Origin of the sequence: Corallococcus sp. AB045 (assembly GCF_003668895.1) — a bacterium.
GTDB lineage: Bacteria > Myxococcota > Myxococcia > Myxococcales > Myxococcaceae > Corallococcus > Corallococcus coralloides.
The window spans coordinates 1-21,848 of the sequence record NZ_RAWN01000163.1 but is presented as its reverse complement, the minus strand read 5'-3'; the positions used below and the strand labels follow the sequence as shown (position 1 = coordinate 21,848).

The 21,848-nt window shown below is 69.7% G+C and carries 22 protein-coding genes; 6 read left to right on the top strand and 16 right to left on the bottom strand.

Annotated elements, in window-relative coordinates; genetic code table 11:
- Positions 1-388: beta-ketoacyl synthase N-terminal-like domain-containing protein (locus D7Y21_RS30450; RefSeq protein WP_304988576.1), on the bottom strand; the 388-nt coding region annotated here is incomplete at its 3' end.
- A gap of 137 nt (positions 389-525) precedes the next feature.
- Between D7Y21_RS30450 and D7Y21_RS30445 the strand changes: the two genes are divergently transcribed.
- The 3 genes from D7Y21_RS30445 (at position 526) to D7Y21_RS30435 (ending at position 2,294) form a co-directional block, all read left to right on the top strand.
- The gene (locus D7Y21_RS30445; protein ID WP_120564996.1) at positions 526-786 is read left to right on the top strand and encodes a phosphopantetheine-binding protein; all 261 of its coding nucleotides are present in this window, start codon (positions 526-528) and stop codon (positions 784-786) included.
- A gap of 94 nt (positions 787-880) precedes the next feature.
- Complete coding sequence (locus D7Y21_RS30440; RefSeq protein ID WP_120564876.1) at positions 881-1,480, top strand: 2,3-diphosphoglycerate-dependent phosphoglycerate mutase; 600 nt, start codon at positions 881-883, stop codon at positions 1,478-1,480.
- Positions 1,481-1,589: 109 nt separating this feature from the next.
- On the top strand, positions 1,590-2,294 hold the full coding sequence (locus tag D7Y21_RS30435) for a DUF4476 domain-containing protein (RefSeq protein ID WP_158619321.1): 705 nt from the start codon (positions 1,590-1,592) through the stop codon (positions 2,292-2,294).
- Between the two features lie 10 nt (positions 2,295-2,304).
- Here D7Y21_RS30435 and D7Y21_RS30430 read toward each other — a convergent pair whose 3' ends face one another.
- Positions 2,305-2,808: a hypothetical protein gene (locus tag D7Y21_RS30430; protein ID WP_120564878.1), complete on the bottom strand. Its 504-nt coding sequence runs from the start codon at positions 2,806-2,808 to the stop codon at positions 2,305-2,307.
- Positions 2,809-2,974: 166 nt separating this feature from the next.
- Between D7Y21_RS30430 and D7Y21_RS30425 the strand changes: the two genes are divergently transcribed.
- On the top strand, positions 2,975-4,372 hold the full coding sequence (locus tag D7Y21_RS30425; protein WP_121717310.1) for a chondroitinase-B domain-containing protein: 1,398 nt from the start codon (positions 2,975-2,977) through the stop codon (positions 4,370-4,372).
- A gap of 58 nt (positions 4,373-4,430) precedes the next feature.
- Here D7Y21_RS30425 and D7Y21_RS30420 read toward each other — a convergent pair whose 3' ends face one another.
- The 3 genes from D7Y21_RS30420 to D7Y21_RS42350 all read right to left on the bottom strand — a co-directional run bounded on the left by D7Y21_RS30420 (position 4,431) and on the right by D7Y21_RS42350 (position 6,973).
- Positions 4,431-4,826: a hypothetical protein gene (locus D7Y21_RS30420; protein ID WP_121717308.1), complete on the bottom strand. Its 396-nt coding sequence runs from the start codon at positions 4,824-4,826 to the stop codon at positions 4,431-4,433.
- A 50-nt stretch (positions 4,827-4,876) separates the two neighbouring features.
- Positions 4,877-6,004, bottom strand: a complete 1,128-nt coding sequence (locus tag D7Y21_RS30415) for a cytochrome-c peroxidase (protein ID WP_121717306.1) — start codon at positions 6,002-6,004, stop codon at positions 4,877-4,879.
- Positions 6,005-6,208: 204 nt separating this feature from the next.
- Positions 6,209-6,973, bottom strand: coding sequence for a hypothetical protein (locus D7Y21_RS42350; protein ID WP_199735515.1), 765 nt, complete (start codon positions 6,971-6,973; stop codon positions 6,209-6,211).
- Positions 6,974-7,113: 140 nt separating this feature from the next.
- Between D7Y21_RS42350 and D7Y21_RS30400 the strand changes: the two genes are divergently transcribed.
- Positions 7,114-8,205, top strand: coding sequence for an acyltransferase family protein (locus D7Y21_RS30400; protein ID WP_233612339.1), 1,092 nt, complete (start codon positions 7,114-7,116; stop codon positions 8,203-8,205).
- Between the two features lie 6 nt (positions 8,206-8,211).
- Here the strand turns inward: D7Y21_RS30400 and D7Y21_RS30395 are convergent, their stop codons facing one another.
- Positions 8,212-9,396 carry a tRNA-uridine aminocarboxypropyltransferase gene (locus D7Y21_RS30395; RefSeq protein ID WP_121717301.1) on the bottom strand — a complete coding sequence of 395 codons (1,185 nt, stop codon included), beginning with the start codon at positions 9,394-9,396 and terminating at the stop codon, positions 8,212-8,214.
- A 104-nt stretch (positions 9,397-9,500) separates the two neighbouring features.
- Here D7Y21_RS30395 and D7Y21_RS30390 point away from each other — a divergent pair, with 104 nt between their 5' ends.
- The gene (locus D7Y21_RS30390) at positions 9,501-10,241 is read left to right on the top strand and encodes a 16S rRNA (uracil(1498)-N(3))-methyltransferase (protein ID WP_043322782.1); all 741 of its coding nucleotides are present in this window, start codon (positions 9,501-9,503) and stop codon (positions 10,239-10,241) included.
- Here the strand turns inward: D7Y21_RS30390 and D7Y21_RS30385 are convergent.
- From D7Y21_RS30385 to D7Y21_RS30340, 10 genes are all read right to left on the bottom strand, one after another.
- Positions 10,222-11,604, bottom strand: a complete 1,383-nt coding sequence (locus D7Y21_RS30385; protein WP_121717299.1) for a DUF2914 domain-containing protein — start codon at positions 11,602-11,604, stop codon at positions 10,222-10,224. The genes D7Y21_RS30390 and D7Y21_RS30385 overlap by 20 nt on opposite strands.
- 92 nt (positions 11,605-11,696) lie before the next feature.
- Positions 11,697-12,014, bottom strand: a complete 318-nt coding sequence (gene grxD / locus D7Y21_RS30380; RefSeq protein ID WP_120564885.1) for a Grx4 family monothiol glutaredoxin — start codon at positions 12,012-12,014, stop codon at positions 11,697-11,699.
- A 17-nt stretch (positions 12,015-12,031) separates the two neighbouring features.
- Positions 12,032-12,289: a BolA family protein gene (locus D7Y21_RS30375; RefSeq protein ID WP_120564886.1), complete on the bottom strand. Its 258-nt coding sequence runs from the start codon at positions 12,287-12,289 to the stop codon at positions 12,032-12,034.
- A complete protein-coding gene (locus tag D7Y21_RS30370; protein ID WP_120564997.1) occupies positions 12,289-12,834 on the bottom strand; it encodes a YqgE/AlgH family protein in 546 nt (181 codons plus the stop codon). The genes D7Y21_RS30375 and D7Y21_RS30370 overlap by 1 nt, the downstream gene beginning before the upstream one ends.
- Before the next feature lie 60 nt (positions 12,835-12,894).
- Positions 12,895-13,344: a response regulator gene (locus D7Y21_RS30365; RefSeq protein ID WP_014394875.1), complete on the bottom strand. Its 450-nt coding sequence runs from the start codon at positions 13,342-13,344 to the stop codon at positions 12,895-12,897.
- 65 nt (positions 13,345-13,409) lie between these two features.
- Positions 13,410-14,222 (bottom strand): ABC transporter permease subunit, encoded by an 813-nt coding sequence (locus D7Y21_RS30360; protein ID WP_120564887.1) that lies wholly within the window; start codon positions 14,220-14,222, stop codon positions 13,410-13,412.
- Entirely contained in the window at positions 14,219-15,103 is an 885-nt protein-coding gene (locus D7Y21_RS30355) for an ABC transporter permease subunit (protein ID WP_120564888.1), read from the bottom strand. Before D7Y21_RS30355 ends, D7Y21_RS30360 begins: the two co-directional genes overlap by 4 nt.
- A gap of 3 nt (positions 15,104-15,106) precedes the next feature.
- On the bottom strand, positions 15,107-16,768 hold the full coding sequence (locus tag D7Y21_RS30350; RefSeq protein WP_121717312.1) for a peptide ABC transporter substrate-binding protein: 1,662 nt from the start codon (positions 16,766-16,768) through the stop codon (positions 15,107-15,109).
- A 175-nt stretch (positions 16,769-16,943) separates the two neighbouring features.
- Entirely contained in the window at positions 16,944-19,403 is a 2,460-nt protein-coding gene (lon, locus tag D7Y21_RS30345; RefSeq protein WP_120564889.1) for an endopeptidase La, read from the bottom strand.
- Positions 19,404-19,597: 194 nt separating this feature from the next.
- A complete protein-coding gene (locus D7Y21_RS30340) occupies positions 19,598-21,784 on the bottom strand; it encodes a prolyl oligopeptidase family protein (RefSeq protein ID WP_233591704.1) in 2,187 nt (728 codons plus the stop codon).
- Positions 21,785-21,848: the final 64 nt, after the last annotated feature.

Here is a 21,848-nt window from a genome sequence, read left to right as displayed (position 1 = left end):
CCGCGTACACCGCCGCCCGCATCGGCTGGCCCCGGGGCGCATACCCCGCGGACTCCATCGCAGCCCACGCACACTCCAGGAGCGCCCGGTGCTGAGGATCCATCTGCTCCGCCTCGCGCGCCGAGTACCCGAAGAACGCCGCGTCGAAGCCCTCCGCCTCCTCCAGCACCCCCGCCGCGGTGATCCACTCGTCGCCCTGGGGCAGCCCCAGCCGCTCCCGGCCCGCCGCGTCCAGCCGGGTGATGGAGTCCACCCCGCCCACCAGGTTGCGCCAGAACTGGCGCGCGTCCTCCGCCCCCGGAAAGCGCAGCGCCAACCCCACCACCGCCACCGCCATGGGCGCGTCCTCGCCCCCGGCGGCCGCTTCGGCCTCGTTCGCGTGGTCCATGGCTCCCGAGCCTGCCAGGGAAGTCCGGCCCCCGGGGAAGGACAAAGCCCGCCTGCTCGCCCTGGCGCGGTCAGCCTTGACGCGGTAGTTCTATTTTCCTCAATTTGCAGCAAATCCAGCGCCCGGAGCAGCCCACCATGAGCACACAGAGCGCAGTCCCCTCACCCATGGAGGCGCGGCTGGCCGGGTACTGGCAGGAGCTCCTGGGCGTGGACGCCGTGCGGCCGGAGGACCACTTCCTGGAGGTGGGAGGCAATTCGCTCCTGGCCACGATGCTGGCCAACCGCATCGAGGACGACCTGGGCCTCCAGGTGGGCATGGTGGACCTGTTCAACACGCTGAGCGCGGTGGCGGCCGTCTGCGAGCGCCTCCAGCAGGAGACCCAGGCCGCGAGCTGACGCGCCCGGAACGTGGCCGCAAGACGACGGGCCGGGCGGGTGGACGGGGCTTGCCTCTTTTCCCCCCGCCCCCGGTTGGGCTAGCAGGGGGGCCATGCCCATCCTCGCCCTCGTCCGTCATGGTCAGTCCCTCTGGAACCACGAGAACCGCTTCACCGGCTTCGTGGACGTGCCCCTCACCGAGCAGGGCCGCGGCGAAGCCCGCAAGGCCGCCGACGCCCTCCAGGGCCTGAAGTTCGACGTGGCCTACACCTCCGCCCTCAGCCGCGCGCAGGAGACGCTCGCCATCCTGCTGGACACGCTGGGCCAGCGCCCGCCCGTCATCCGCGACGCGGCCCTCAACGAGCGCCACTACGGCGACCTGCAGGGCCTCAACAAGGCGGACGCCGCCAAGGAGTTCGGCGAGAAGCAGGTCCACATCTGGCGCCGCTCCTTTGACGTGCCGCCCCCCAACGGTGAGTCCCTGGAGATGACCGCGAAGCGCGTGCTGCCCTTCTTCGACCGCGCCATCGCGGGCGACCTGCGCCAGGGCAAGAACGTGCTCGTCGTGGCGCACGGCAACTCCAACCGCTCCCTGGTGATGCGCCTGGACAAGCTGTCCGGTGAGACGGTGGTGGGCCTGGAGCTCGCCACCGGCGTGCCGCTCGTCTACGAGATTGGCGCCGACGGCCAGGTCGTCTCCAAGCGCGGCTGAGACGCCCTGCTGGCAGGGGCTTCCTGGGGAAGACGGGAGGGGGCTTGAATGAGCAGGCCTCTGTCCCGTCAGATGGGAGGAAGCAAGAACACCCCCAAGGATGCACACCATGAAGGCCCTGACCCTCGCCGTCGTCCTGCTCTCCTCCGCCGCTGCCCTGGCCCAGACGGAGCCCAAAGCGGCGGACTCAGTCAACATCGCTGGCGGCGCCGAGTTCCGCCGTCCCCCGCCCCCGGGCCACTCCACGCCGCGCCCCGTGCCGATGCCGCAGCCGGTGCCCTCGCGCAACCAGGTCGTCATCGACCGTGAGCAGGCGGAGCGCCGCATCGACCGGCTGGAGAACGCGCTGCGCGACGCGATGTCCCGCACGAAGGACTCCAAGGGCCGCGAGAGCATCCGCAAGGCCATGGAGGAGCTGGACAAGCTGAGCGAGTACGTGGCCGACGCCGCGCCGTACGGCACGGGCCTGCCGCCCCCGGGGCCGCATCAGCCGATGCCGCCCCCGCCGCCGGTGGTGCGTCCCATCACGGATCAGCAGTTCCGCAGCATCACCGCGGCGATGGTGCGCGAGTCCTTCCCGCGCGAGAAGCTGCGCATCCTGTCGCAGGTGGCCCCGAACGAGAACTTCCTCGTGACGCACATCCTGTCGGTGCTGGGGCAGTTCTCCTTCTCCAACGACAAGCTGGAGGTGGTGCGCCTGATGCGGCCCACGCTGCTGGATCCGCAGAACGGCTACCAGCTGTACCAGGCGTTCCCCTTCTCCAACGACAAGCAGCAGCTGCAGGCCATCCTCGACAGCGGCGGGCGCTACTAGCCCTCCCGCGTCACCGGGAGAGCGCGGACCAGATGGTCCGCGCCTCCTGCGAGTCCACGGTGGCGTGCACGCTGGCCAGCACCCGTCCTTCCGCGTCCAGCGCCAGGACATAGGGGGTTTCGCTGGAGGAGAGGCCCAGCGCCCGGGCCATGCCACCGTTCTTGTCCAGCCAGGTGTCCTGCCAGTAGGCCTGGGGCACCTGGCCCTTCGCCTTGCCGCGCGCGGTGCCCTCGCTGACGAAGAACGGCAGCTTGAGGGCAATGAGCGACTGGCGGTGCACCGAGTCCGAGACGTGCTGGTCCGCCGCGTCGAACCATCCGCGCATCTGGGCGCTCGCGTCCTTGTCGGTGATGACGACCATCAGCGTGGGACGCCCCTTCAGCTCCTCGCTCGCATGCTTCCCGTTCGTCAGGTCGCGCGCGGAGAACTCCGGCAGCGACTCTCCCGGTGAAGGCAGCGCGAACGCGACCGGGGCCGCGAGCAGCACCCCCGCGAGCGCTGACACCGTGAGCATGGAGCGTCCTCGTCGCGAGCCTCTGGATTGGCGAGCCATGGGAAGACAGGTGTTCACGCGGAGTCGGATTCCCTAGCGCCCGGAATGCCTGCGCACGCCCGGCCGCCTGCCCCGCATGGGGATCCGCTAACGTCGGCGCTCCCCTTTTCGTACCGGGAGTCCCCCCTTGAGAACCCTTTCCCTCACCCTGCTCCTGCTGCCGCTGACGGGCGGCGCGGCCGTGAAGAGCGTCTCCACCGTGACCGAGCTCCAGACCGCGCTTTCGTCCGCGAAGGCCGGCGACGAGATCGTCCTGGAGGACGGCACGTACACCGTCAACGCGAACCTCACCTGCGCGGCGGAGGGCACCCAGGCCGCCCCCATCATCGTGCGCGCGAAGAACCGCCACGCGGCCACCGTGCGCTTCAACGCGTTGGAGGGCTTCAAGGTGTCCGGCCGGTACTGGACCTTCGACGGGCTCACGGTGGAGGGCATCTGCGCGAACGACCAGAACTGTGAGCACGCCTTCCACGTCACCGGCCACGCGGAGAACTTCGTCCTGCGCAACAGCCGCGTGCGCGACTTCAACTCGCAGCTCAAGGCGAACGCGGAGAAGAACGGCAGCGGCGTGTGGGAGATGCCGCACCGGGGTCTCATCGAGAACAACGAAATCTACGACACGCACGCGCGCGCGACGTCCACGCCCGTCAACAAGCTGAACATCGACACCGGCGATGACTGGGTGGTCCGCGACAACGAGCTGCATGACTTCTCCAAGCAGGGCGGCATCTCCTACGGCGCCTTCATGAAGAGCGGCGGCAAGCGGGGAATCTTCGAGCGCAACCGCGTCCTGTGCGTGAAGGATCTGCCCGCGGGGGACACGCGCATCGGCCTGTCCTTCGGCGGTGGCGGCACCGGCAATCAGTACTGCGCGCCGGCCTTCGACCCGACCGTGCCGTGCTCGCCGGAGCACACGGACGGAATCATCCGCAACAACATCGTGGCCAACTGCTCGGACGTCGCGGTGTACCTGAACAAGGCCGCGAACACGCGCGTGCTGTTCAACACGTTCGTCGGCACGACGGGCGTGGACTACCGCTACGCCGCGTCCACCGGCGAGGCCTTTGGCAACGTCCTGACGGGCGTCATCCGCAACCGCGACAGCGCCACCGGCACCCAGAGCACGAACCGCTCGAACGTGACCACCACCACCTTCGCGTCCTGGTACGTGGCGCCGCTCAAGGGCGACCTGACGCTCAAGGGCGACGTGTCGTCGCTCATCGGCGCGGCCCCGAAGAACACGCTGGCGCCGGAGGACTTCTGCGCGCGCGCCCGGCCCGCCTCGGCCACGCTGGGAGCGCTGGAGCACTCACTGGGTGACTGCCCCGCGAACACGGGCACCGGCACGGACGCGGGCACCGGAACCACGGACGCGGGCGTCGTTCCGGACGCGGGCCCTGAGCAGAACCCGTCCGGGGACGGGGACGAGGACGATGACGGCGGTTGCAGCGCGAGCCCCGGCCTGCTGCCCGCGCTGCTCGGGCTGCTCGTGCCCCTGGCCCTGCGCCGGCGCGCCCGTCGCTAGCGGAGGCCTCGCGAGGCGGCTGGAGCCCCCAGCCGCGTCGCTGCCCGCACGCGACAACTCAGAACGCGGAGGAGACGAACAGGCCCGGTCGGATGGCCAGGATGCCGCCCACCACCAGCGCCAGTGACACCAGCGTGCCCACCAGCGGCAGCACGTAGCCTGGCGGCGTGCGCCGGCGGTTCGCGGACAGGGGGCCCTGGATGGCGCCCACCGCGAGAATCATCATCACGATGTGCCCGATGAGCGCCGGGTAGTACCCGCGCGTCACCAGCACGCCAATGCCCACGAGCACCTGCAGCTGCAGGAAGCCGGAGTAGGACGCGCCGAGGATGCGCCCCACCTTGTCGAACGGGCGCTTCGTGGCGACCGCGAACGCGAAGAACGCGAGCGCGATGACACCGGACAACAGCACCAGGTAGCGAAGACCCGAGTGGAGATGGAAGAAGAAGGTCATGGGCGCAAGGGTTTAGCACCCGCCGGGCGGGGCGCGACGTTTCCTGCAAGCTACGACGGGTCCGGCTTGGGCGTGCGCTTCGTGCTGGGAGGCAGGGGCGGCGCGGAGATGCGCTCGGCGGGGGGCAGCTCACCCGTGAGGCTCTTGAGGAAGGCCACCAGGTCGTCCACCTCGCCGTCCTTCAGCGTGCGGCCCAGCTGGTAGCGCCCCATCAGGCGCACCATGGTGGGCAGGTCCTTCACGCTGCCGTCGTGCAGGTAGGGCCCGGTCATCTCCACGTCGCGCAGGGTGGGCACGCGGAAGTAGCCCCGGTCTTCCTCGTTCTTCGTCGCGTCGAAGCGGCCCGCGTCGGTGAGGGCCGGGTACGCCTCCACCAGTCCCAGCTTCTGGAACGACGCGCCGCCCACCGCCGGGCCGTTGTGGCACGTGGTGCAGCCGGTGGTGACGAAGGCCTCCAGGCCGCGCTGCTCCTGCGCGCTCAGGGCCGCGTGCTCCCCCGCGAGGAAGCGGTCGAAGCGCGACGACGTGGTGAGCGTGCGCTCGAAGGCGGCCAGCGCCCGGGCGGCGTTGGCCAGCGTGACGGGCCTGCCCCCCTTGGGGAAGGCGGTGCGGAAGCGCGTGGAGTACTCGGGGATGGAGGACAGCGTGGCCTCGACGCGCTTCGCGTCCGGCATGGCCATCTCCACCGGGTTCATCATCGGCCCTTCCGCCTGGGCCTCCAGCGTGGCGGCGCGGCCGTCCCAGAACTGCGCGATGTGGTGGGCCGCGTTGTAGACGGTGGGCGAGTTGCGGCTGCCCTTCTGCCCCTTGTGCCCTTCCGACAGCGCCTTGTTGTCCACGCCGAAGGTGTCGAGGCCGTGGCAGCTGTTGCAGGACACGTCGTGGTTCTTCGACAGGCGCGGCTCGTGGAAGAGCATGCGCCCCAGGGCCACCTGCTCCGCGGTGTCCTCGGGCAACGGGGCCTGGTTGCGAGGCGCCTGGAAGAAGTGCGACGCCAGCTTCGCCACCGCCGCGGCATCCGTAGCCGAGGGCTTCGGGGCCGGGGCCTGCTCCGCCACCGGAGCGGGCGCGGGCGGCTTCGCCTCCGGAGCCTTTTCTGGCGAGCGCTCACAACCGGCGAACAAGCCCGTCCCCATCACCGACAGGGTGAACCCGAGCAGCAGTCGATTTCGCATCATGTTGGAGAGCCTCCCGTGTGCGGCGCGGAGCGCACCGTACCAGTGACCCGGGCGGCTGGCTTCGAGACGGAACGTCGCACCCACGGCGCGGGCTTTCCCATTCCATCAGTCCGGCAGCGTCTGCCCGGACGGCGGCCCGGCGGACGCGGCCCGGGGATCCTGCGGAACAATCCCCGCGCCGCTACCTCTTCTTCAAGGCTCCGGCTACGTGCCGGGACCACGCAGCGGCGCATCCGGCTGGAAGCGCGGCGCCACGGAGGACGGCGGATGCAGGATGGAGACACGGGCGGCAAGGGGCGGGAGGTGGACGTGCTCGTCTGCCGCAAGTGCCTGACGAAGAGCGCCCGGAGCGGAGGGCAGGACCTGCCGCGCTGGCTCCAGGGGGAGCTGGCCGAGCGGGGCCTCGCCGGTCAGGTGCGCGTCACGCCCACCGGCTGCATGAACCAGTGCCCGCGCCGGCAGGTCACCGTGCTCGTCTCCGACTCCGATGATCCCGAAGGCCGCCTGCTGCTGGTGGAGCCCCGGCTGCAGCGCGACCTGCTGCTGAAGTTCGTGGAGCGCCGCGCGCGCCCGGACGCTCCCGCCGCCACGCCCGGCGACGGCGACGCTCCGGGGCGGCAGGAGCACCTCGGTGATGAACCGGTCCACGAGGAACGAGGCCAGTAGCCCCGTCGCGGTGCCGGCCGTGTCCCACGCCAGGTCCTTCACGGAGAAGACGCTGCCGCGAGCCTTGTCGTACACCTCCTTGCCCAACCCCACGCCCAATCCCAGTCCCACGCCGGTGAGCGCCCGCGCGCCCGGTGAATCGAAGAGGACGGCGCCCGCGCCGTAGCCCACGCCCGTGGCCGCCGCGCACGCCGCGAAGTGTTTGGGCTTGTCGTTGCCAAACCAGTCATCACCAGACGCGGCGCGGCCAGAGGCCGGGACGGCGAGGAGCACCAGGGCGGCGAGCGCGGAACGGGCGGACATGCATCCAGCCTGTAGCATCCTCCGCATGGGACGCGACCTGGGCTGAGAGTGAAAATCCGGCGCGTTTCCACGCTTGCCGACCTCCACGGTGGGTGCGTTTTCGAGACGAGGCCCGCACGTGGGCTTATGCTCGACCCGTTTTGAAAGGCTTCGGTCCCTCGCTCAGCTTCCGGCAGACCCGGCACCCCGCGTTGGATGGCGCGCGCGGTCTGGCCGTGCTCGCCATGGTGATGGGTCACACGCTGGACGCGCTGCTGGCGCCCGCGTTCCGGGACCACCCTTGGGTCCAGGAGTACTGGAAGGTCCGGGGCATCACCGCGCCGCTGTTCCTGCTGGTGAGCGGCTGGGCGGTGGTGATGGCGCTGGGCACGAAGCCGGGCGCGGCGAAGGACTCCTTTGGCCGCCGGTTCCGCCGCGCGCTGCTGCTGCTCTTCCTGGGCTACCTGCTGCACTGGCCGGGCTGGGGCGCGGTGCGCGAGCTGGGCTTCTCCGACGCCATGCTGCGCAAGGTGTTCCAGTTCGACGCGCTCCAGTGCATTGGCGCGGCGCTGCTCCTGGGCGCCATGGCGCTGGTGGTGACGCCGAACCGGGGCGCGCGGGCGCTGCTGCTGGGCGGGCTGGCGGTGGGCATCCCCCTGGCGAGCGTCGGGATGTGGAACGCGGGCGCGCACCTGCCGGTGCCGCTGCAACAGTTCATTGGCAATGGGGAGGGCAGCCGCTTCCCGTTCTTCCCCTGGGCGGGCTTCTTCTTCGCGGGCGCGTTCGCCGCGCACGGGCTGCACGTGCTCAAGCCGGGCCTGCCGCAGGGCTTCTCACTGCTCGCGTTGGGCGGAGCGCTGCTGGCGCTCACCCGTTGGGTGCCCGTGGAGTGGACGCCCACCAGTCCCACGATGGTGATGTACCGCGTGGCGCAGGGCCTGCTGGTGCTGGGCGTCGTGAACCTGTTGCCGCAGCGGGTGAGCTGCTTGCTGGCGCCGCTGGGACGGCTGTCGCTGTGGATCTACGTGCTGCACCTGCCAGTGGTGTACGGCTGGGCGGACATCGCGGGCCTCGCGCAGCGCATCGGTCCCCGGCTGGGCATCGCGGCGGCGCTGGGTACCTCCGTGGCGCTGCTGGTGGGCTGCTACCTCATCGCCCGGATGGGCCGCTGGGTCCAAGAGCAGGCCCGTCCCTGGCGCGCCGGCTCCACGACGCTGAACGCCAGCGTCGGCACCGCGCGCCTGGGCCAGTAGCCGCATTCAGCCCTCGGAGCCGGTGCGCGGCAGCTTCGCGGGCGGCTCGGTCGCGCTTCCACGCGCCACCAGCTCACGCGTCACGGCCTCCAGTGCGTTGATGCGGCGGCCCGCGCGGCCCCGGGCCCACGTCGCCACCTCCGGCGCCTTGAGCAGCTCCACCGCCTGCTCCACGCCGCCCGCCTTGCCCTTCAGCGCCCGCGCGGTCACCAGCCGCACGTTGCGCGCGGCCCTGCGCGCCAGGCCCCCGTTCCACAGCAGGTCCAGGGCGAACGAGGTCCACACCGTCAGCTCGTCGTCCGGGCGCAGGAACGCCTCGAAGCGGGCCAGCGCATCGGCGCGAGGCTCACCGGCGCGCAGCTCCTCCTCCGGAAGCTCGACGTGCAGCGACGTGCTGTACGCGAGCGGCTGCTCCGGCGCGATGACCGCCTCGAAGCGCTCGCCCGTGGCGTAGCGGACCGCCACCAGGTGCACCAGCTCCGGAGGGATGCCCGCCTCCAGCGGGTGCGCGTTCGCCTCCGCGTAGAAGAGGACCAGCCGGTCCGCGGCATCCGCCAGCGAGCGCAGCTCCAGCGGCGGGCGCCACTCGCCCTTGTAGATGCGGCGGCGGTTGGGCCCCGTGCGTGTCTCCTGGCGCTCCAGCTGCGTGTCCACCATGAACTCGAACGCGCCCAGCATGCGGTCGAAGTACTCGGGCTTGCCCTCCAGCTGGCCCAGGATCTCCGCCACCGCCTCGATGGTGGAGACGCAGTGGTCCGCCGGCTCCGCGCGGATGCGGTAGTTGCTCGGGCGGCGCGGCACGAAGCCGATGCGCGGCAGCGCCGCGAGCACCGGGTTGCGCATCACCACCTTCTTCGCCTGCGGCCAGGTGCCGTCCACGACGATGAGCGTCTCCGGCGGGTTCGCCTGGGCCTCCTCCACGGTGATGGCGTCCTCGCCCGGGAAGAGCACCGCGACACGCTCGGGGTTCTTCGCCAGCTCCTCCAGCCGCGCGTGGCCGGTGAAGTCCACGCCCCGGTGCAGCTCCGAGTTGGTCAGCGACAGGTGCGCCATGCGCGCCGTGCCAATGGCCACGCGCCGCTCCCGCGGATGCTGGAGGAACACCACGCGCGTGCGCGTCTGGAGCTGGGGGACGTGCGCGCAGTAGCACGCGCTTTCAGGACGCAGACACTTGATGCAGAAGGTACGCACGCCCGGCCCTTTATCACGGCCCTGACCCTGGCGGCCGGGCTCGGCCCTCCCGGGAGGCTCGCCCCCTCCCCTGCCCGCCCGGGAACGGCTACATGGAGGGGACCGTGAACCTGCTCCTGCTCTTCGACGAGGACTTCCAGCCGGACGGCACCGCCCGGCTCACTGGCCGCCGCGCCCAGCACGCCCGCGAGGTCCTCAAGGCCGAACCCGGCGAATCCCTGCGCGTGGGCCGCCTGAACGGCCTCACCGGCACGGGCGAGGTGCTGGAGAACGCCCCCGGCCTGCTCCACCTGCGCGTCGAGCTGACGGACCCGCCGCCGCCAAGGGCCGGCGTGGACCTGCTCCTGGCCATCCCCCGCCCCAAGGCGCTGAAGAAGGTCCTGCCCGCCGTGGCGTCCCTGGGCGTGGACCGCATCGTGCTGGTGAACGCGGCCCGCGTGGAGAAGAGCTACTTCGACTCCAAGGTGCTCAACGAGGCCTTCGTCCGCGAGCTGCTCCTCCAGGGCCTGGAGCAGGCCCGCGACACGCGCATGCCGGAGGTGCTGATCCGCGAGCGCTTCCGCCCCTTCGTCGAGGACGAGCTGGACGCCGTCTTCGGCCCGGAGCCGCTGCGCCTGCTCCCCCACCCGCCCGCCAGCCTCTCCCTCCAGGCCCGGGACATCACGCGCGCCACGCGGGTGGTGCTCGCCATCGGCCCGGACGGCGGCTGGGTGCCCTTCGAGGCCCAGCTGCTGGAAGCCCACGGCTTCCTGCCCTTCTCGCTGGGCCCCCGTATCCTGCGCGTGGAGACGGCGGTGCCGGTGCTGCTGGGTCAGGTGACACTGCTCAAGGCGCCGGCGCCGTAGCCGGCGTGGGAGCCGCCGCGGCCGCCACCGGCGCGGGCTGGAGCTTCTGCCAGTCCTCCAGCGAGATGGGCTTGGTGACCTTGAGCACGGACACGTCCACCTTCTCCTCGCGCGGTTCGGTGCGCGTGTCCTCGGTGACGGTGAAGTTCAGGCGATTGATTTCGTGCCCGGCCTCCGTCTCCAGCACGACGCGCCAGTCACCCGGCTTGGGCGTGGTGCCCGGCTGCGCGTAGTAGCGGTAGCCGCCCTCCGAGCCGTTGCTGCTCACCGAGGCGAGGAAGCCCTTGCCCAGCGCCGTCCAGCCCTTCTCCGGATGGTCGAAGTACCAGCGCACGCGCACGCGGTACGGCTCGAAGCCCTTGGGCGCGAAGATGCGGAAGAAGTACATGGGCTGCTCGCCGGGCCGCACCATGAAGTCCTGGTCGCCGTGGTGGAACGCCGTCCAGACCTTCCACCAGGGCTGCACCTCCGACGTCAGGTGATACACGCCCGGGGAAACGCGCTTCACCTGGTGGTAGATGCCGCTGTACTGCACCGCCAGGGGCACCGGCGGAATCACGCCCAGGAAGTAGCACCCGAGCAGCACCGCCTGCGCACCGAAGCCGGGCACCGCCACCGTGCGCAGCAGCGCCTTCTCATCCGGGCGCCACCGCTTGAGCACGCGAAGCAGTCCGTACACGCTCCCGCAGCCCAGCACGACGGAGAGCGTGAAGATCCACCACCCCACCCGGCCAAAGAGCACCGGCAGCAGCGACGCGAAGTAGAGCGTCACGCACAGGCTGAAGATGGCCACGCGGATGACGGGGCCCAGCTGACGGAAGCGCGGCAGCTCGTTCGCCACCAGCAGCCCGAACATGCCCGCCATGAACAAGAGCGGCGTGAAACCCGACGAGCTCTTGAAGAGGAACAGGGTGAACGCGCTCAGCAGGCTGCCCATGAAGAAGTGCAGCGCGTCCTCGCGGAAGCGCCACACCTTGCCCAGCCACTTCGGCGGCTCCACTCCTTCGGGGTAGCGCTGCTCCAGCACCAGCAGGCCCGCGAGGATGGCCAGGTAGACGAAGTTCTGCACCTCCGTGAGCGCGTCGTCGACAGGGCTCAGGGTGAGGACGTCGTAGAGGAAGCCCGCGAAGAAGAAGAGGGCCATCTCCTGCCGCTCGTACTTCGCGCGGAAGGCCTGCACGCGGTCCACCAGCGTGGGCGTCTTCTCCGTGCTGACGAGGTCGTCCGGATCCACGACGCCAGCGCCGGGCGTGGCGACCGCGACGTTCGCGCCGGGAGGAAGGGGGCCCCCCTCGACCGGCACTCCGGGCACTTCGGTGGACGCGTCCTGCGGCTTCGACTCAGGCGGTGTGACGGTGAGCACGGCGGCTTTCAACCCCTCTTGGCGACCGCCGCCCAGTCTACGCGGGGGACGGGGCCCGGGTCTTCCCCCCGGCCCCGCTCCCTCTCAAACGCCTACTTGCCGCCGGCGGCGACCAGGTCCTGCAGCTCGCCGCGCTCGGCCAGCTCCATCAGGATGTCCGACCCACCCACGAACTTCCCGTGGATGTAGACCTGCGGAATGGTGGGCCAGTTGGAGTAGTCCTTGATGCCCTGGCGCACGACGGGGTCCGCCAGCACGTCCACCGTGTGCACCGGGCCCAGCGGCTGGAGCAGCTGGAGTGCGCGCGCGGAGAAGCCGCACTGGGGGAACAGGGAGTTGCCCTTCATGAAGAGGACGATGGGGTGCGACTTCACCGTCTCGTCGAACTGGGCCTTGAGGGTCGGATCCATGAATCGTTGCTCCTTCTTCAGCGGGGCCCGAGCTTCTTCCACTGCTCGGGCGAATAGGTCTTGAGCGCCAGCGCGTGCAGCTCGCCCGACTTCAGCCACTGCTGCAGCGGCGCGTACACCAGTTGGTGCTGCTCCACCATGGTCTTGCCGGTGAAGGCGGGGGCGATGACACGAGCCTCGAAGTGGTCTCCCGTCCCCGTGGTGTCGTTCAACTCCACCTCCGAGCCCGGCAGGGCCTCGAGGAGGTAACGGCGAAGCGTCTCAGCGTCGAGCATCAGTTCATCCCCTTTCCCATCACCAGCATGGCCGGGTCCACGCCCAGTCCGCGCAGGGTGGCATCCCACAACTTCGCCGGGTCCTGTCCCAGCACCGCGTCCGCGGTGGCGTCGGCGTACAGCCACGAGCCCGCGGCGATTTCATTCTCCAGCTGCTTGGGGCCCCAGCCCGCGTACCCCAGGCAGAAGCGCACGCGCGGGTCCGTCCGCTGCAAAAGGGGTCCCAGCGCGTCCAGCGTGACGCTCAGGTAGAGGCCCGGCAGGACGGCGTGCTTCTCCGCGACGGAGTCGTCGTCATGCAGGACGAAGCCCCGCTGGGGCTCCACCGGGCCGCCCACGAACACCGGCTGCGACACGCGGTCCGTCGAGATGTCCATCGACTGACCGCGCGCCAGCTCACCGAGCGTCAGGGGCGCTCCCCGGTTCACGATGAGCCCCATGGAGCCCGTCTCCCCGTGTTCGATCATCAGGATGACCGACCGGTAGAAGTTCGGGTCTCCAAGCTGGGGCATGGCCAGCAGGAAGCCGGTGGCGAGGTTCTTCACGCCAGGGAGCATCGGCCGTCCGGCGGGGGTGTGCAACCGGAACCCGCTCCCCTGCTGCTCTCAGTGCCAGCTCTGGTGCTTGGACTTCAGCGCCTTGGCCAGCTTCTCCGGATCCAACGGCTTGCCGATGAAGAGATCCGCGCCCAGGCCCTTGCACTTGCGAGCGGTGGCCGCGTCGCTCATGGCGCTCACGCCGATGAGCACGGCCTGAGGGAACTTCTCGCGCAGCTTGGACATGAGCGTGGTGCCGCTGCGGCCGGGCAGGAACACGTCCACGATGGCGGCGTCCATGCGCTTGTTGCGCACGGCGAACTCGGCCTCCTCGGCGCTGCCCACGGGCATGGCGTCGTAGCCCCAGGTGCTCACCAGCTCGACCAGGAGCTCGCGGTGCGCGGCGTCGTCTTCCACCACCAGCACCGAACCCCGGACGGTCTCCTTGCGCAGGCCGTCGTCACGCGGACGCTCATCACGGGCAGGCGAGAGGGGGATTTCTTCCGTCGGGAGGGACATGATGTTCACCTGAGGGCAAAGGGTTTCCGTCCGTGTGAAACCGCTGCCTCAATGTGCGGCATTCCTCACACTTCGCGACGGGTACCTCCCCCCAAAGCCTGGGAAGCAAGCGAGGCGCCAAGCACCAGCAGGACGAGCAGTCCCCAGGCGGGAATCACCACGCGGCCGCCGCCCTCGTAGATGAGCGCGGCGTAGGACGTGCCCAGGTAGCGGCCCAGGGACATAGGCTCCATGCGGGCGATGCCGAAGAAGCTCACCGTGGACTCGGTGAGGATGGCGCTCGGCAGGCGGCTCAAGAACACGGCCAGCACGAAGGGGCGCAGCAGCGGCCACAGGTGCACGCGAAGGACGTGCGCGCCACCACCGCCCAGGGCCCGCGCGGCGGCCACGTACTCCTGGCCCTCCAGGGTGGCCAGGCGGTCGCGGAACATGCGCGCGGGGCCGGCCCAGCCCACCAGGGCCAGCGACGTCACCATCAAGCCAAAGGGGCCCAGGCCGCCGCCCATGCCCGCGTCCATCAGGGACTGACCGGCGAGCTGGAGCACCATCACCACGAGGACATCCGGAAGGGCGAACACGGCGTCCACCGCGCGCAAGAGCACCTGCTCCGTCACGCCGCCGGACAGCCTCGCGAGCGCCGCGACGGCCAGCCCCAGCACGGTCGACAGCGCGCCGGCCGCGAGCCCGATGGCCAGCGACACCCACAAGCCACCGAAGGCCAGCTCGCACACGCTCCGGTCCGGCCGGTTCAGGTCCCAGCCGAGCGGACAGGTGTTCGCGAGTGCTTCGGGAAACAGGCGGCCGGCCACGAGGCTCAAGGCGCCCAGTCCCACGAGGAGGACCAGCCCCACCCAGGCGCGCAGCGGGATGCGGCTCAAGCGCGGGCCTCCCGGGCGCGGGGATCCACGAGCATGCGCAGCATCTCCACGGTGAGGCTCACGACGACGAGCACGGTGGCGAAGGTGGTGGTGGACACGACGACGACGGCGACCTGCTTGTTGAGGACGGCGAGCACGTAGAGCTGACCGAAGTACGGCAGGCCGAAGACGCGCTCCGCGGCGAACGAGCCCGCGAGCAGCGCGGTGGCGACGGGCGTCACGGCGTCCAGGAGCGCGGGCCACACGTTGGGGAGGACATGGCGGCGCAGCACGGTGCCGGGGTCCAGGCCCTTGCTGAGCGCGGTTCGCACGTAGTCACGGGACAGCTCCGTCTCCAGCGCATCCCCCACGAGCGTGCCCAGGAAGGTCCCCGGCCAGATGGCGATGACGACCGCCGCGCACAATTCCGGCAACAGGTGTCCGCGCTCCACCACGGCTGGGGCCAGCAGCAGCGCGGGGATGAACACGGGCGTCCCGAACGCGATGGCGGGGAGCACGTCCCCGAGCACGGCGAAGCGTCCCCGCCGCCAACGGGTGCGAAGGAGCGCGAAGCCCACCGCCCAAGCGAGCGCGAGGGGAAGCGCGACCAGGCCCACACCCACGCTGCCGGAGAGTTTCTGGAGCAGCTCATCGCCGGTGATGCCCTGAGCGCTGGTGCCCAGGCGTTCCCCGGCGAAGAGCTTCTCCCAGGGCCGAAGGAACCCGAGCGGTTCACCGATGCCCAGGTCGCGCTGATACGAAGCCGCCAGCTCCGGGGACACCTGCCGCTTGTTGTCGCTCTCCGTGGTGAGCGGCAACGCGGCCATGAGGAAGTACGAGGCCACCGCCACCACCGGCACGAGCACGAGCTGGCGCACGAGGCGCGTCGCGATGAGGCGCATGCGCTAGGGCCCCTGCCCTTCCGCGCGGGCCGAGGCGGCTTCATCCGGGCCCAGCCGCAGTGCACGCAGCGCGAGGAAGTTGAACGGATCCACGTCCAGGCCGTGCAACCGCGCCCGCGCCCGGAAGTAACGGTCCGGGTGGTACAGCGGCGCGATGACGGCCTCATCCCCCACCAGCACCTGCTGGGCCTTCGCGTACAGCTCGCGCGCGTGCACAGGGTCGGGGTCGCCGTCCGCCATCTCCAGCAGCAGCTCGAAGCGGCGCATCGGCTCGCCGCCGCCCTGCGTCTCCCAGCCCGTCTGGTGGTTGCCCTGCCGTTCGAACAGCGTGAAGAACGTGTTCGGGTGCGCGTAGTCCGCGCCCAACCGCCGCAGGTACAGGTCATACGCGCGCGGCCCCTGCGGCGTCCTGCGAGCCACCTCCGCGGAGAAGTCCGACCGCGAATCCACCACCACCTGCACGCCCACCTTCGCGAGCTGCGCCGCGATGCGCTCCGCCAGCGCCTCCTCCGGCACGAACGAATCCCCCGCCTTCACCACCAGCCGCAGCGGACGGCCCAACCCCTTCACCCCCGCCAGCTCCGCCTTCGCCCGCTCCGGCTCGTAGCGAGGCAGCAGAGCCGCCTGCTCCGGCGTCGCCGCATCCGGCAGCTCCGGAGGCAGCAACACATTCGTCGCGCGAGCGGCCGGCAGCAGCCCCGCGAGCAGCGCCTCCCTGTCCAACGCCCGAGCCAGCGCCCGGCGCACCTCTGGCCGGTCCAACGGCGGACGCTCCGTGTTGAAGCCCAGGAAGTACGTGGACAACAGCGGCTCACGCTTCAGGTCCGCCGCCTTCATCCCGCGAAGCGCCGCCGCGCTGTCCACGAAGACGAAGTCCACCCTGCCCCGCTCATACAGCGCAGGACCGATCTCCGACTTCATCAGCGTCAACACCGGCGCGGGCGTCTCCCCAGGCCCCATCGGCGGGATGAATGCGCTGCGCGGGTTGTAGACCAGCCGCACGCGCTCGCCCGCGCGGTCCCACCGCTCGACTCGATAAGGCCCCACCGCCAGCGGACGCCCGTCGCGAGGCCGGTCGAAGTAGTCGCGCACCGCCTCGTCCGACTTGCCCTCCAGGTCCACCGAAGGCGCGGGAAAGAACAGGTACACGTTCGCGAGCCGCGCCAGGAAGTAGCTCCGGGGCCGCGCCAGCGTCACCCGCAGCGTCCGCGCCGCCACTGCCTCCACCCCGACCCGCGACAGCGCGGCCGTCACCTCCGCCTGCGGCGCCCCGCGCTCCTGCAGCGCGAGCACCTCCTCCGCGCCCTGGAGGTCCGCCATCTCGCCGCGCTCACGGCCCAGCAGCGCCCGGTGCCACCCGAAGACGAAGTCGCGCGCCGTGACGGGAGAACCGTCCGACCACGTCACGTCCTCGCGCAGGTGGAACGTGTAGACCTCATGCCCGGCCGCGTCCGCTTCACGCTCCCACCGCTCCGCCAGGCCCGGCTGGACCGAGTGGTCCGCCCCCAACGTGGTGAGCCCCTTCTGCGTGGCCAGCATCACCGGGTAGTTCACCCAGCTCTGAGGATCCGAGTGGCTCCAGTCGAGCGTGGTGGGCATCGCCGGCACCACCACCTTCACGCCCGGCTCCGGCTGGAAGCCGCACGGCCCGCAGGCCGCGGCCATCACCAGCACCAGGGAGTAGGACAGGATTCGCGCGCGGGGAGCCACCGCCCGCGTTGTACCCCGACCGGCTCCGGAAAAGAGAGAAGCCAGGAGACCGGCGACTCCTGGTCGGCCGGCATCCTGGCTTCGTCACCACCCATCCCAGGCCCCCTCAAGGGGCCCGGGACTCAAGACCTCAGGAGGCCGGCGCGGAAGGCGTGGACACCGCATCCGGTACGGACAGCCCCATCTTCAGGTTGTCCCCCGCTCCCTTGCGGCCGAACTCCTCCGGCTTCTCCAGGAGCAGCGCCTCACGCAGCACGTCGTCCACGAACTCCACCGGGACGATGCGCAGCGCCTTGCGGATCTTCAGCGGGATGTCCTTCAGGTCCTTCTTGTTCGCCTTCGGAATCAGGACCGTCTTGATGCCCGCGCGGTGCGCCGCCAGCGTCTTCTCCTTCAGACCGCCGATGGGCAGCACGCGGCCACGCAGCGTGATTTCACCCGTCATCGCCACGTCCCTGCGGACCGGCACGCGCGTCAGCGCGCTCACCAGCGCCGTGGCCATGGTGACACCCGCGGACGGACCGTCCTTGGGGATCGCGCCCTCCGGCAGGTGGACGTGGATGTCGTAGTTCTCGAACACCTTGCGGTCGATGCCGAAGCGCTCCGCGCGGCTGCGCACGTAGGACATGGCCGCCTGGGCGGACTCCTGCATCACCTCGCCCAGCTTGCCGGTGATGATGAGCTTGCCCTTGCCCGGCATGGACGTGGCTTCCGTGGTGAGGATCTCACCGCCCAGCTCCGTCCATGCGAGGCCCGTGACGATGCCCACCTGGTCCTCGCGCTCCGCCACGCCGTAGCGGAAGCGGGGCGTGCCCAGGAACTTCATCGCCTGCTTGCGGTCCACCTCGATGAGGTCCCGCTTGCCGTTCTTCAGCACGTCGCGGGCGATCTTCCGGAACACGCCGCCAATCTCACGCTCCAGCGAACGCACGCCCGACTCGCGCGTGTACCGGTGCACGATGGTCTTCAGCGCGTCGTTGGTGATGTCGATCTTCAGGTCCGCGAGGCCGTTGGCCTCCTGCTCCTTCGGAATCAGGTAGCGCCGCGCGATGGAGAGCTTCTCCGGCTCGGTGTACCCCGCGATGCGAATCACTTCCATGCGGTCCTGCAGCGGACCGGGGATGTTGTGCATCGTGTTCGCGGTGCAGATGAACATCACCTTGGACAGGTCGTAGTCGAGGTCCAGGTAGTGGTCGTTGAAGTTGTGGTTCTGCTCCGGGTCCAGCACCTCCAGCAGCGCCGCGCTCGGGTCGCCACGGAAGTCCGTGGACATCTTGTCGATCTCGTCCAGGAGGAACACGGGGTTGTTGCTGCCCGCCTTCTTCAGGGACTGGATGAGCTTGCCCGGCATCGCGCCGATGTACGTGCGGCGGTGGCCGCGGATCTCCGCCTCGTCACGCACACCACCCAGCGACAGGCGCACGAACTTGCGGCCCGTGGCCCGCGCGATGCTGCGCGCCAGCGACGTCTTGCCCACGCCCGGAGGACCCACGAAGCACAGCACGGGGCCCTTCAACTTCTTCACCAGCTGCTGCACGGCCAGGTACTCGAGGATGCGCTCCTTCGGCTTCTTCAGGCCGTAGTGGTCCTCGTTGAGCACCCGCTCCGCTTCGGTGACGTCCAGCCGGTCCTGGGTCTCGTCGTACCAGGGCAGGCTGATGATCCAGTCGATGTAGTTGCGGACGACCGTGGCCTCGGCGCTCATCGGGCTCATCATCCGGAGCTTCTTCAGCTCCTTCTTGACCTTGAGCGTGGCCTCCTTGCTCATCCGCTTGTTCTTCAGCTTCTCTTCAATCTCCTGGATCTCGTTCTTGAACTCGTCGCGCTCACCCAGTTCCTTCTGAATGGCCTGCATCTGCTCATTCAGGTAGTACTCCTTCTGGGTCTTCTCCATCTGCTTCTTGACGCGCGTGCGGATCTTCTTCTCCACCTGGAGAATCTCGATCTCGCCCTGCATCAGCTCGTAGAGCTTCTCCAGGCGCTTGGCCGGGGACTCCGTCTCGAGCAGCGCCTGCTTGTCGTTCAGCTTCAGCGACAGGTGCGCGACGATGGTGTCCGCCAGGCGCGCCGGGTCGTCGATGCTGGCGACCTGCATCAGCATCTCCGGCGGGATGCGCTTGTTGAGCTTCACGAAGGCTTCGAAGACGGAGTGGACGGAGCGCACCAGCGCCTCCAGCTCCACGCTCTTCTCCAGCGTCTCCTCGACCTCGTCCACCTCGACCATGAAGAAGGCGTCGTTCGGGTGGAACTTCTTCACCTTGGCGCGGCGCACGCCCTCCACCAGGACCTTCATCGTGCCGTCGGGCAGCGGAAGGAGCTGGATGAGGTGGCCAATGGTGCCGAAGTGGAAGATGTCGTCGGGCGAGGGGTCGTTCGTCTTGGCCTTCTTCTGGGCGGCCAGCAGGATGACCGCCTTGTCATCCGGCCCCTTGTGGGCCATCGCGTCCTTCAGCGCCGCGATGGACTTCTCCCGGCCGACGAACAGCGGAACCACCATGTGCGGGAACACGATGATGTCCCGAAGGGGCAAGAGCGGGATGGTGAGTCCCCGCTTCTGGGCTTCCTTCTTGTCGTCACGTCCGAAGAACATGTATCCGCCACCCGCTGGCCTGCCGTACGGGCAAGCCCTTCAAGAGTTGCCCACATGCCCGCCAAGCGCGCATGCAGGGTGAAACGCTGCTCTATAACACGCCGGTCGCAGGACCCGTTCCCCGCTCAAGATTAGGGGTCCGCACCCTGCCTTCAAGGGAACACCGGGAGGCAGGAGTGTGTCCTGCCCCGATTCTAGCGGCTCTCGGCCGCTACCCCGGCATCCGGCCGTGCGACGTCCAGAACCTGGAAGAGGAAGGCATACATGTCCACGCTGGACTCGATGGCCTTGGCCACCTGGTCCGCCCCGCCATGGCCCGCGTTCGCCTCAATGCGTAGCAGCGTGGGCGCCGGATTGCCCTTCGCGTTCTGCACCGCCGCCACGAACTTGCGCGCGTGCATGGGGTCCACCCGGTCGTCGTGGTCCGAGCTCATCATCAGGAGGGGCGGGTACCGCACGTCCTGACGCACGTGGTGGTAGGGCGAATAGGCGTACAGGGTCTTGAACTGCCCGGCGTCGTCCGCCGACCCGTACTCCGGCACCCAGGTCCGCCCGCTGCCGAACAGGTGGAAGCGCACCATGTCCAGGAGCGGCACGCCGCACACCACCGCGCCGTACAGCTCAGGGCGCTGCGTCATGGCCGCGCCCACCAGCAGGCCGCCGTTGCTGCCGCCGTAGATGGCCAGCTTCTTCGCCTGCGTGTACTTCTCCTTCGCCAGGTACTCGGCCGCGCCGGCGAAGTCGTCGAACACGTTCTGCTTGTTCGCGCCCCGGCCCGCCTCGTGCCACGCGGTGCCGTACTCACCGCCGCCGCGCAGGTTGGCCACCGCGTACACGCCGCCCGCGTCCAGCCACGGCAGGATGCTCGCGCGGAAGCCCGGCTGCATGCTGACCAGGAAGCCGCCGTAGCCGTACAGCAGCGTGGGCGCGGTGCCGTCCTTCTTCAGGCCCTTCTTGTAGACGAGGAACATGGGCACCTTCGTGCCGTCCTTCGACGTGAAGAAGACCTGCTCCGTGGTGTACGCGTCCGGGTCCATGGGCACTTCCACCTTCGCCCACAGGTCCACCTTCCCGCTCTTCACGGACGTCCGGTACACCTGCCGGGGCGTGGTGAAGGAGCTGTAGGAGAAGTAGGCGTCGTCCTGGTCCTCCAGGCCCATCAGGTTGCTGGCGGCGCCCACGCCCGGCAGTTGCACGGTGCGCACCGGCTTGCCCTCCAGCGTGGTGATGCGCAGCTCCGTCGTCACGTCCTTGAGGTACTCCAGCGCCAGGTGGCCGCCCACCAGCGACACGCTCTCCAGCGTGGCCTTGGGGTCCTCCGGCACCAGCTCCTTCCAGTTCGCGCGCTCGGACTTCTTGGGGTCCACGGCGAAGACGCGCTGGCGCGGGGCGCCCTCGTCGGTGACGACGTAGAAGCGGTCCTTCCAGGCGAGGACGTTGTACTTGGCGCCCTTGCCCTTCACGAGCAGCCGCCAGTCCTTCTCCGCCGGGTGCTTCCAGTAGACGTCGTTCTCGCTCCAGCCGCGCAGGATGGACGCGAACAGGTACTTGCCGTCACGCGACAAATCACCCTGGAGGAACGTCGTCGGATCGCCGGTGCGCTCGTGCACCACGACGTCCTTCTTCGGATCCTCGCCCAGCTTGTGGAACTTGAGCGTGGTGTAGCCCGGGCGCGCGTCCACCGGGATGGAGGGGTCCGTGGGCAGCCACTCGTAGTAGAAGCCCTTGCCGTCCGGCGTCCAGTTGGTGTTGGCGTACTTCGCGCCCTCAATCACGTCCACCTTGGACCACTCACCGGTGTCCACGTCGATGACGTGCAGGGTGGCCTCGTCCGCGGCGTTGGGGCGCACCGGGAAGGCCACGCGCTTGCCGTCCCACGACGGCACCCAGCGGCCCAGGGACACCGGGCCGTCCTTGCTCATGACGTTGGGGTCCAGCAGCACCTTCTCCTGTCCGGACTCGCCGTCCTTCCAGTAGACGATGGCCTTCTCCTTGTCCTTGTGGGTCCGCATGAAGAAGAAGCGGTTGCCCCGGCGGAAGGGCGCCGTCACCGAGTCCACGTAGAACAGCTCCGTGAAGCGCTTCGTCAGCGCGTCGCGGCCCGGCATCTTCGCCAGCGCGTCGCGGGTGAAGCCGTCCTGCGACTTCATCCAGGCCTGGACCTCCGGGGCCTTCTCGTCCTCCAGCCAGCGGTACGGATCCGCCACCTGCTCGCCGTGCAGCGTGTCCACCACCGCGTCGGAACGGGTCGCCGGGTAGGCCATGCGGGAAGGGCCCTCCTGGGCCGGAGCGCTCGGCGTCGCTTGGGACGCGGCGGGGGCTTCATCACGCGTGGCTTCCTTCGCGGAAGTGCAGGCCACGAGCGACAACAGGGCAGGCATGAGGAGCTTTCTCATGGGGGACAGCAGATACAAGAAGCCCCCCGCCCCGGCCCGCAAAAAAGCG

Excerpts from the sequence above, each read along its gene's own strand:
- lon (WP_120564889.1), bottom strand. The coding sequence starts at position 19,403 with ATGTTCTTCGGACGTGACGACAAGAAGGAAGCCCAGAAGCGGGGACTC.
- D7Y21_RS30375 (WP_120564886.1), bottom strand. The coding sequence starts at position 12,289 with ATGCTCGACGCTGAGACGCTTCGCCGTTACCTCCTCGAGGCCCTGCCG.
- D7Y21_RS30365 (WP_014394875.1), bottom strand. The coding sequence starts at position 13,344 with ATGTCCCTCCCGACGGAAGAAATCCCCCTCTCGCCTGCCCGTGATGAG.
- D7Y21_RS42350 (WP_199735515.1), bottom strand. The coding sequence starts at position 6,973 with ATGTCCGCCCGTTCCGCGCTCGCCGCCCTGGTGCTCCTCGCCGTCCCG.
- D7Y21_RS30350 (WP_121717312.1), bottom strand. The coding sequence starts at position 16,768 with ATGGCCGCGGCCTGCGGGCCGTGCGGCTTCCAGCCGGAGCCGGGCGTG.
- D7Y21_RS30445 (WP_120564996.1), top strand. The coding sequence starts at position 526 with ATGAGCACACAGAGCGCAGTCCCCTCACCCATGGAGGCGCGGCTGGCC.
- D7Y21_RS30415 (WP_121717306.1), bottom strand. The coding sequence starts at position 6,004 with ATGATGCGAAATCGACTGCTGCTCGGGTTCACCCTGTCGGTGATGGGG.
- D7Y21_RS30340 (WP_233591704.1), bottom strand. The coding sequence starts at position 21,784 with ATGCCTGCCCTGTTGTCGCTCGTGGCCTGCACTTCCGCGAAGGAAGCC.
- D7Y21_RS30420 (WP_121717308.1), bottom strand. The coding sequence starts at position 4,826 with ATGACCTTCTTCTTCCATCTCCACTCGGGTCTTCGCTACCTGGTGCTG.
- D7Y21_RS30440 (WP_120564876.1), top strand. The coding sequence starts at position 881 with ATGCCCATCCTCGCCCTCGTCCGTCATGGTCAGTCCCTCTGGAACCAC.
- grxD (WP_120564885.1), bottom strand. The coding sequence starts at position 12,014 with ATGGATCCGACCCTCAAGGCCCAGTTCGACGAGACGGTGAAGTCGCAC.
- D7Y21_RS30430 (WP_120564878.1), bottom strand. The coding sequence starts at position 2,808 with ATGCTCACGGTGTCAGCGCTCGCGGGGGTGCTGCTCGCGGCCCCGGTC.
- D7Y21_RS30435 (WP_158619321.1), top strand. The coding sequence starts at position 1,590 with ATGAAGGCCCTGACCCTCGCCGTCGTCCTGCTCTCCTCCGCCGCTGCC.
- D7Y21_RS30355 (WP_120564888.1), bottom strand. The coding sequence starts at position 15,103 with ATGCGCCTCATCGCGACGCGCCTCGTGCGCCAGCTCGTGCTCGTGCCG.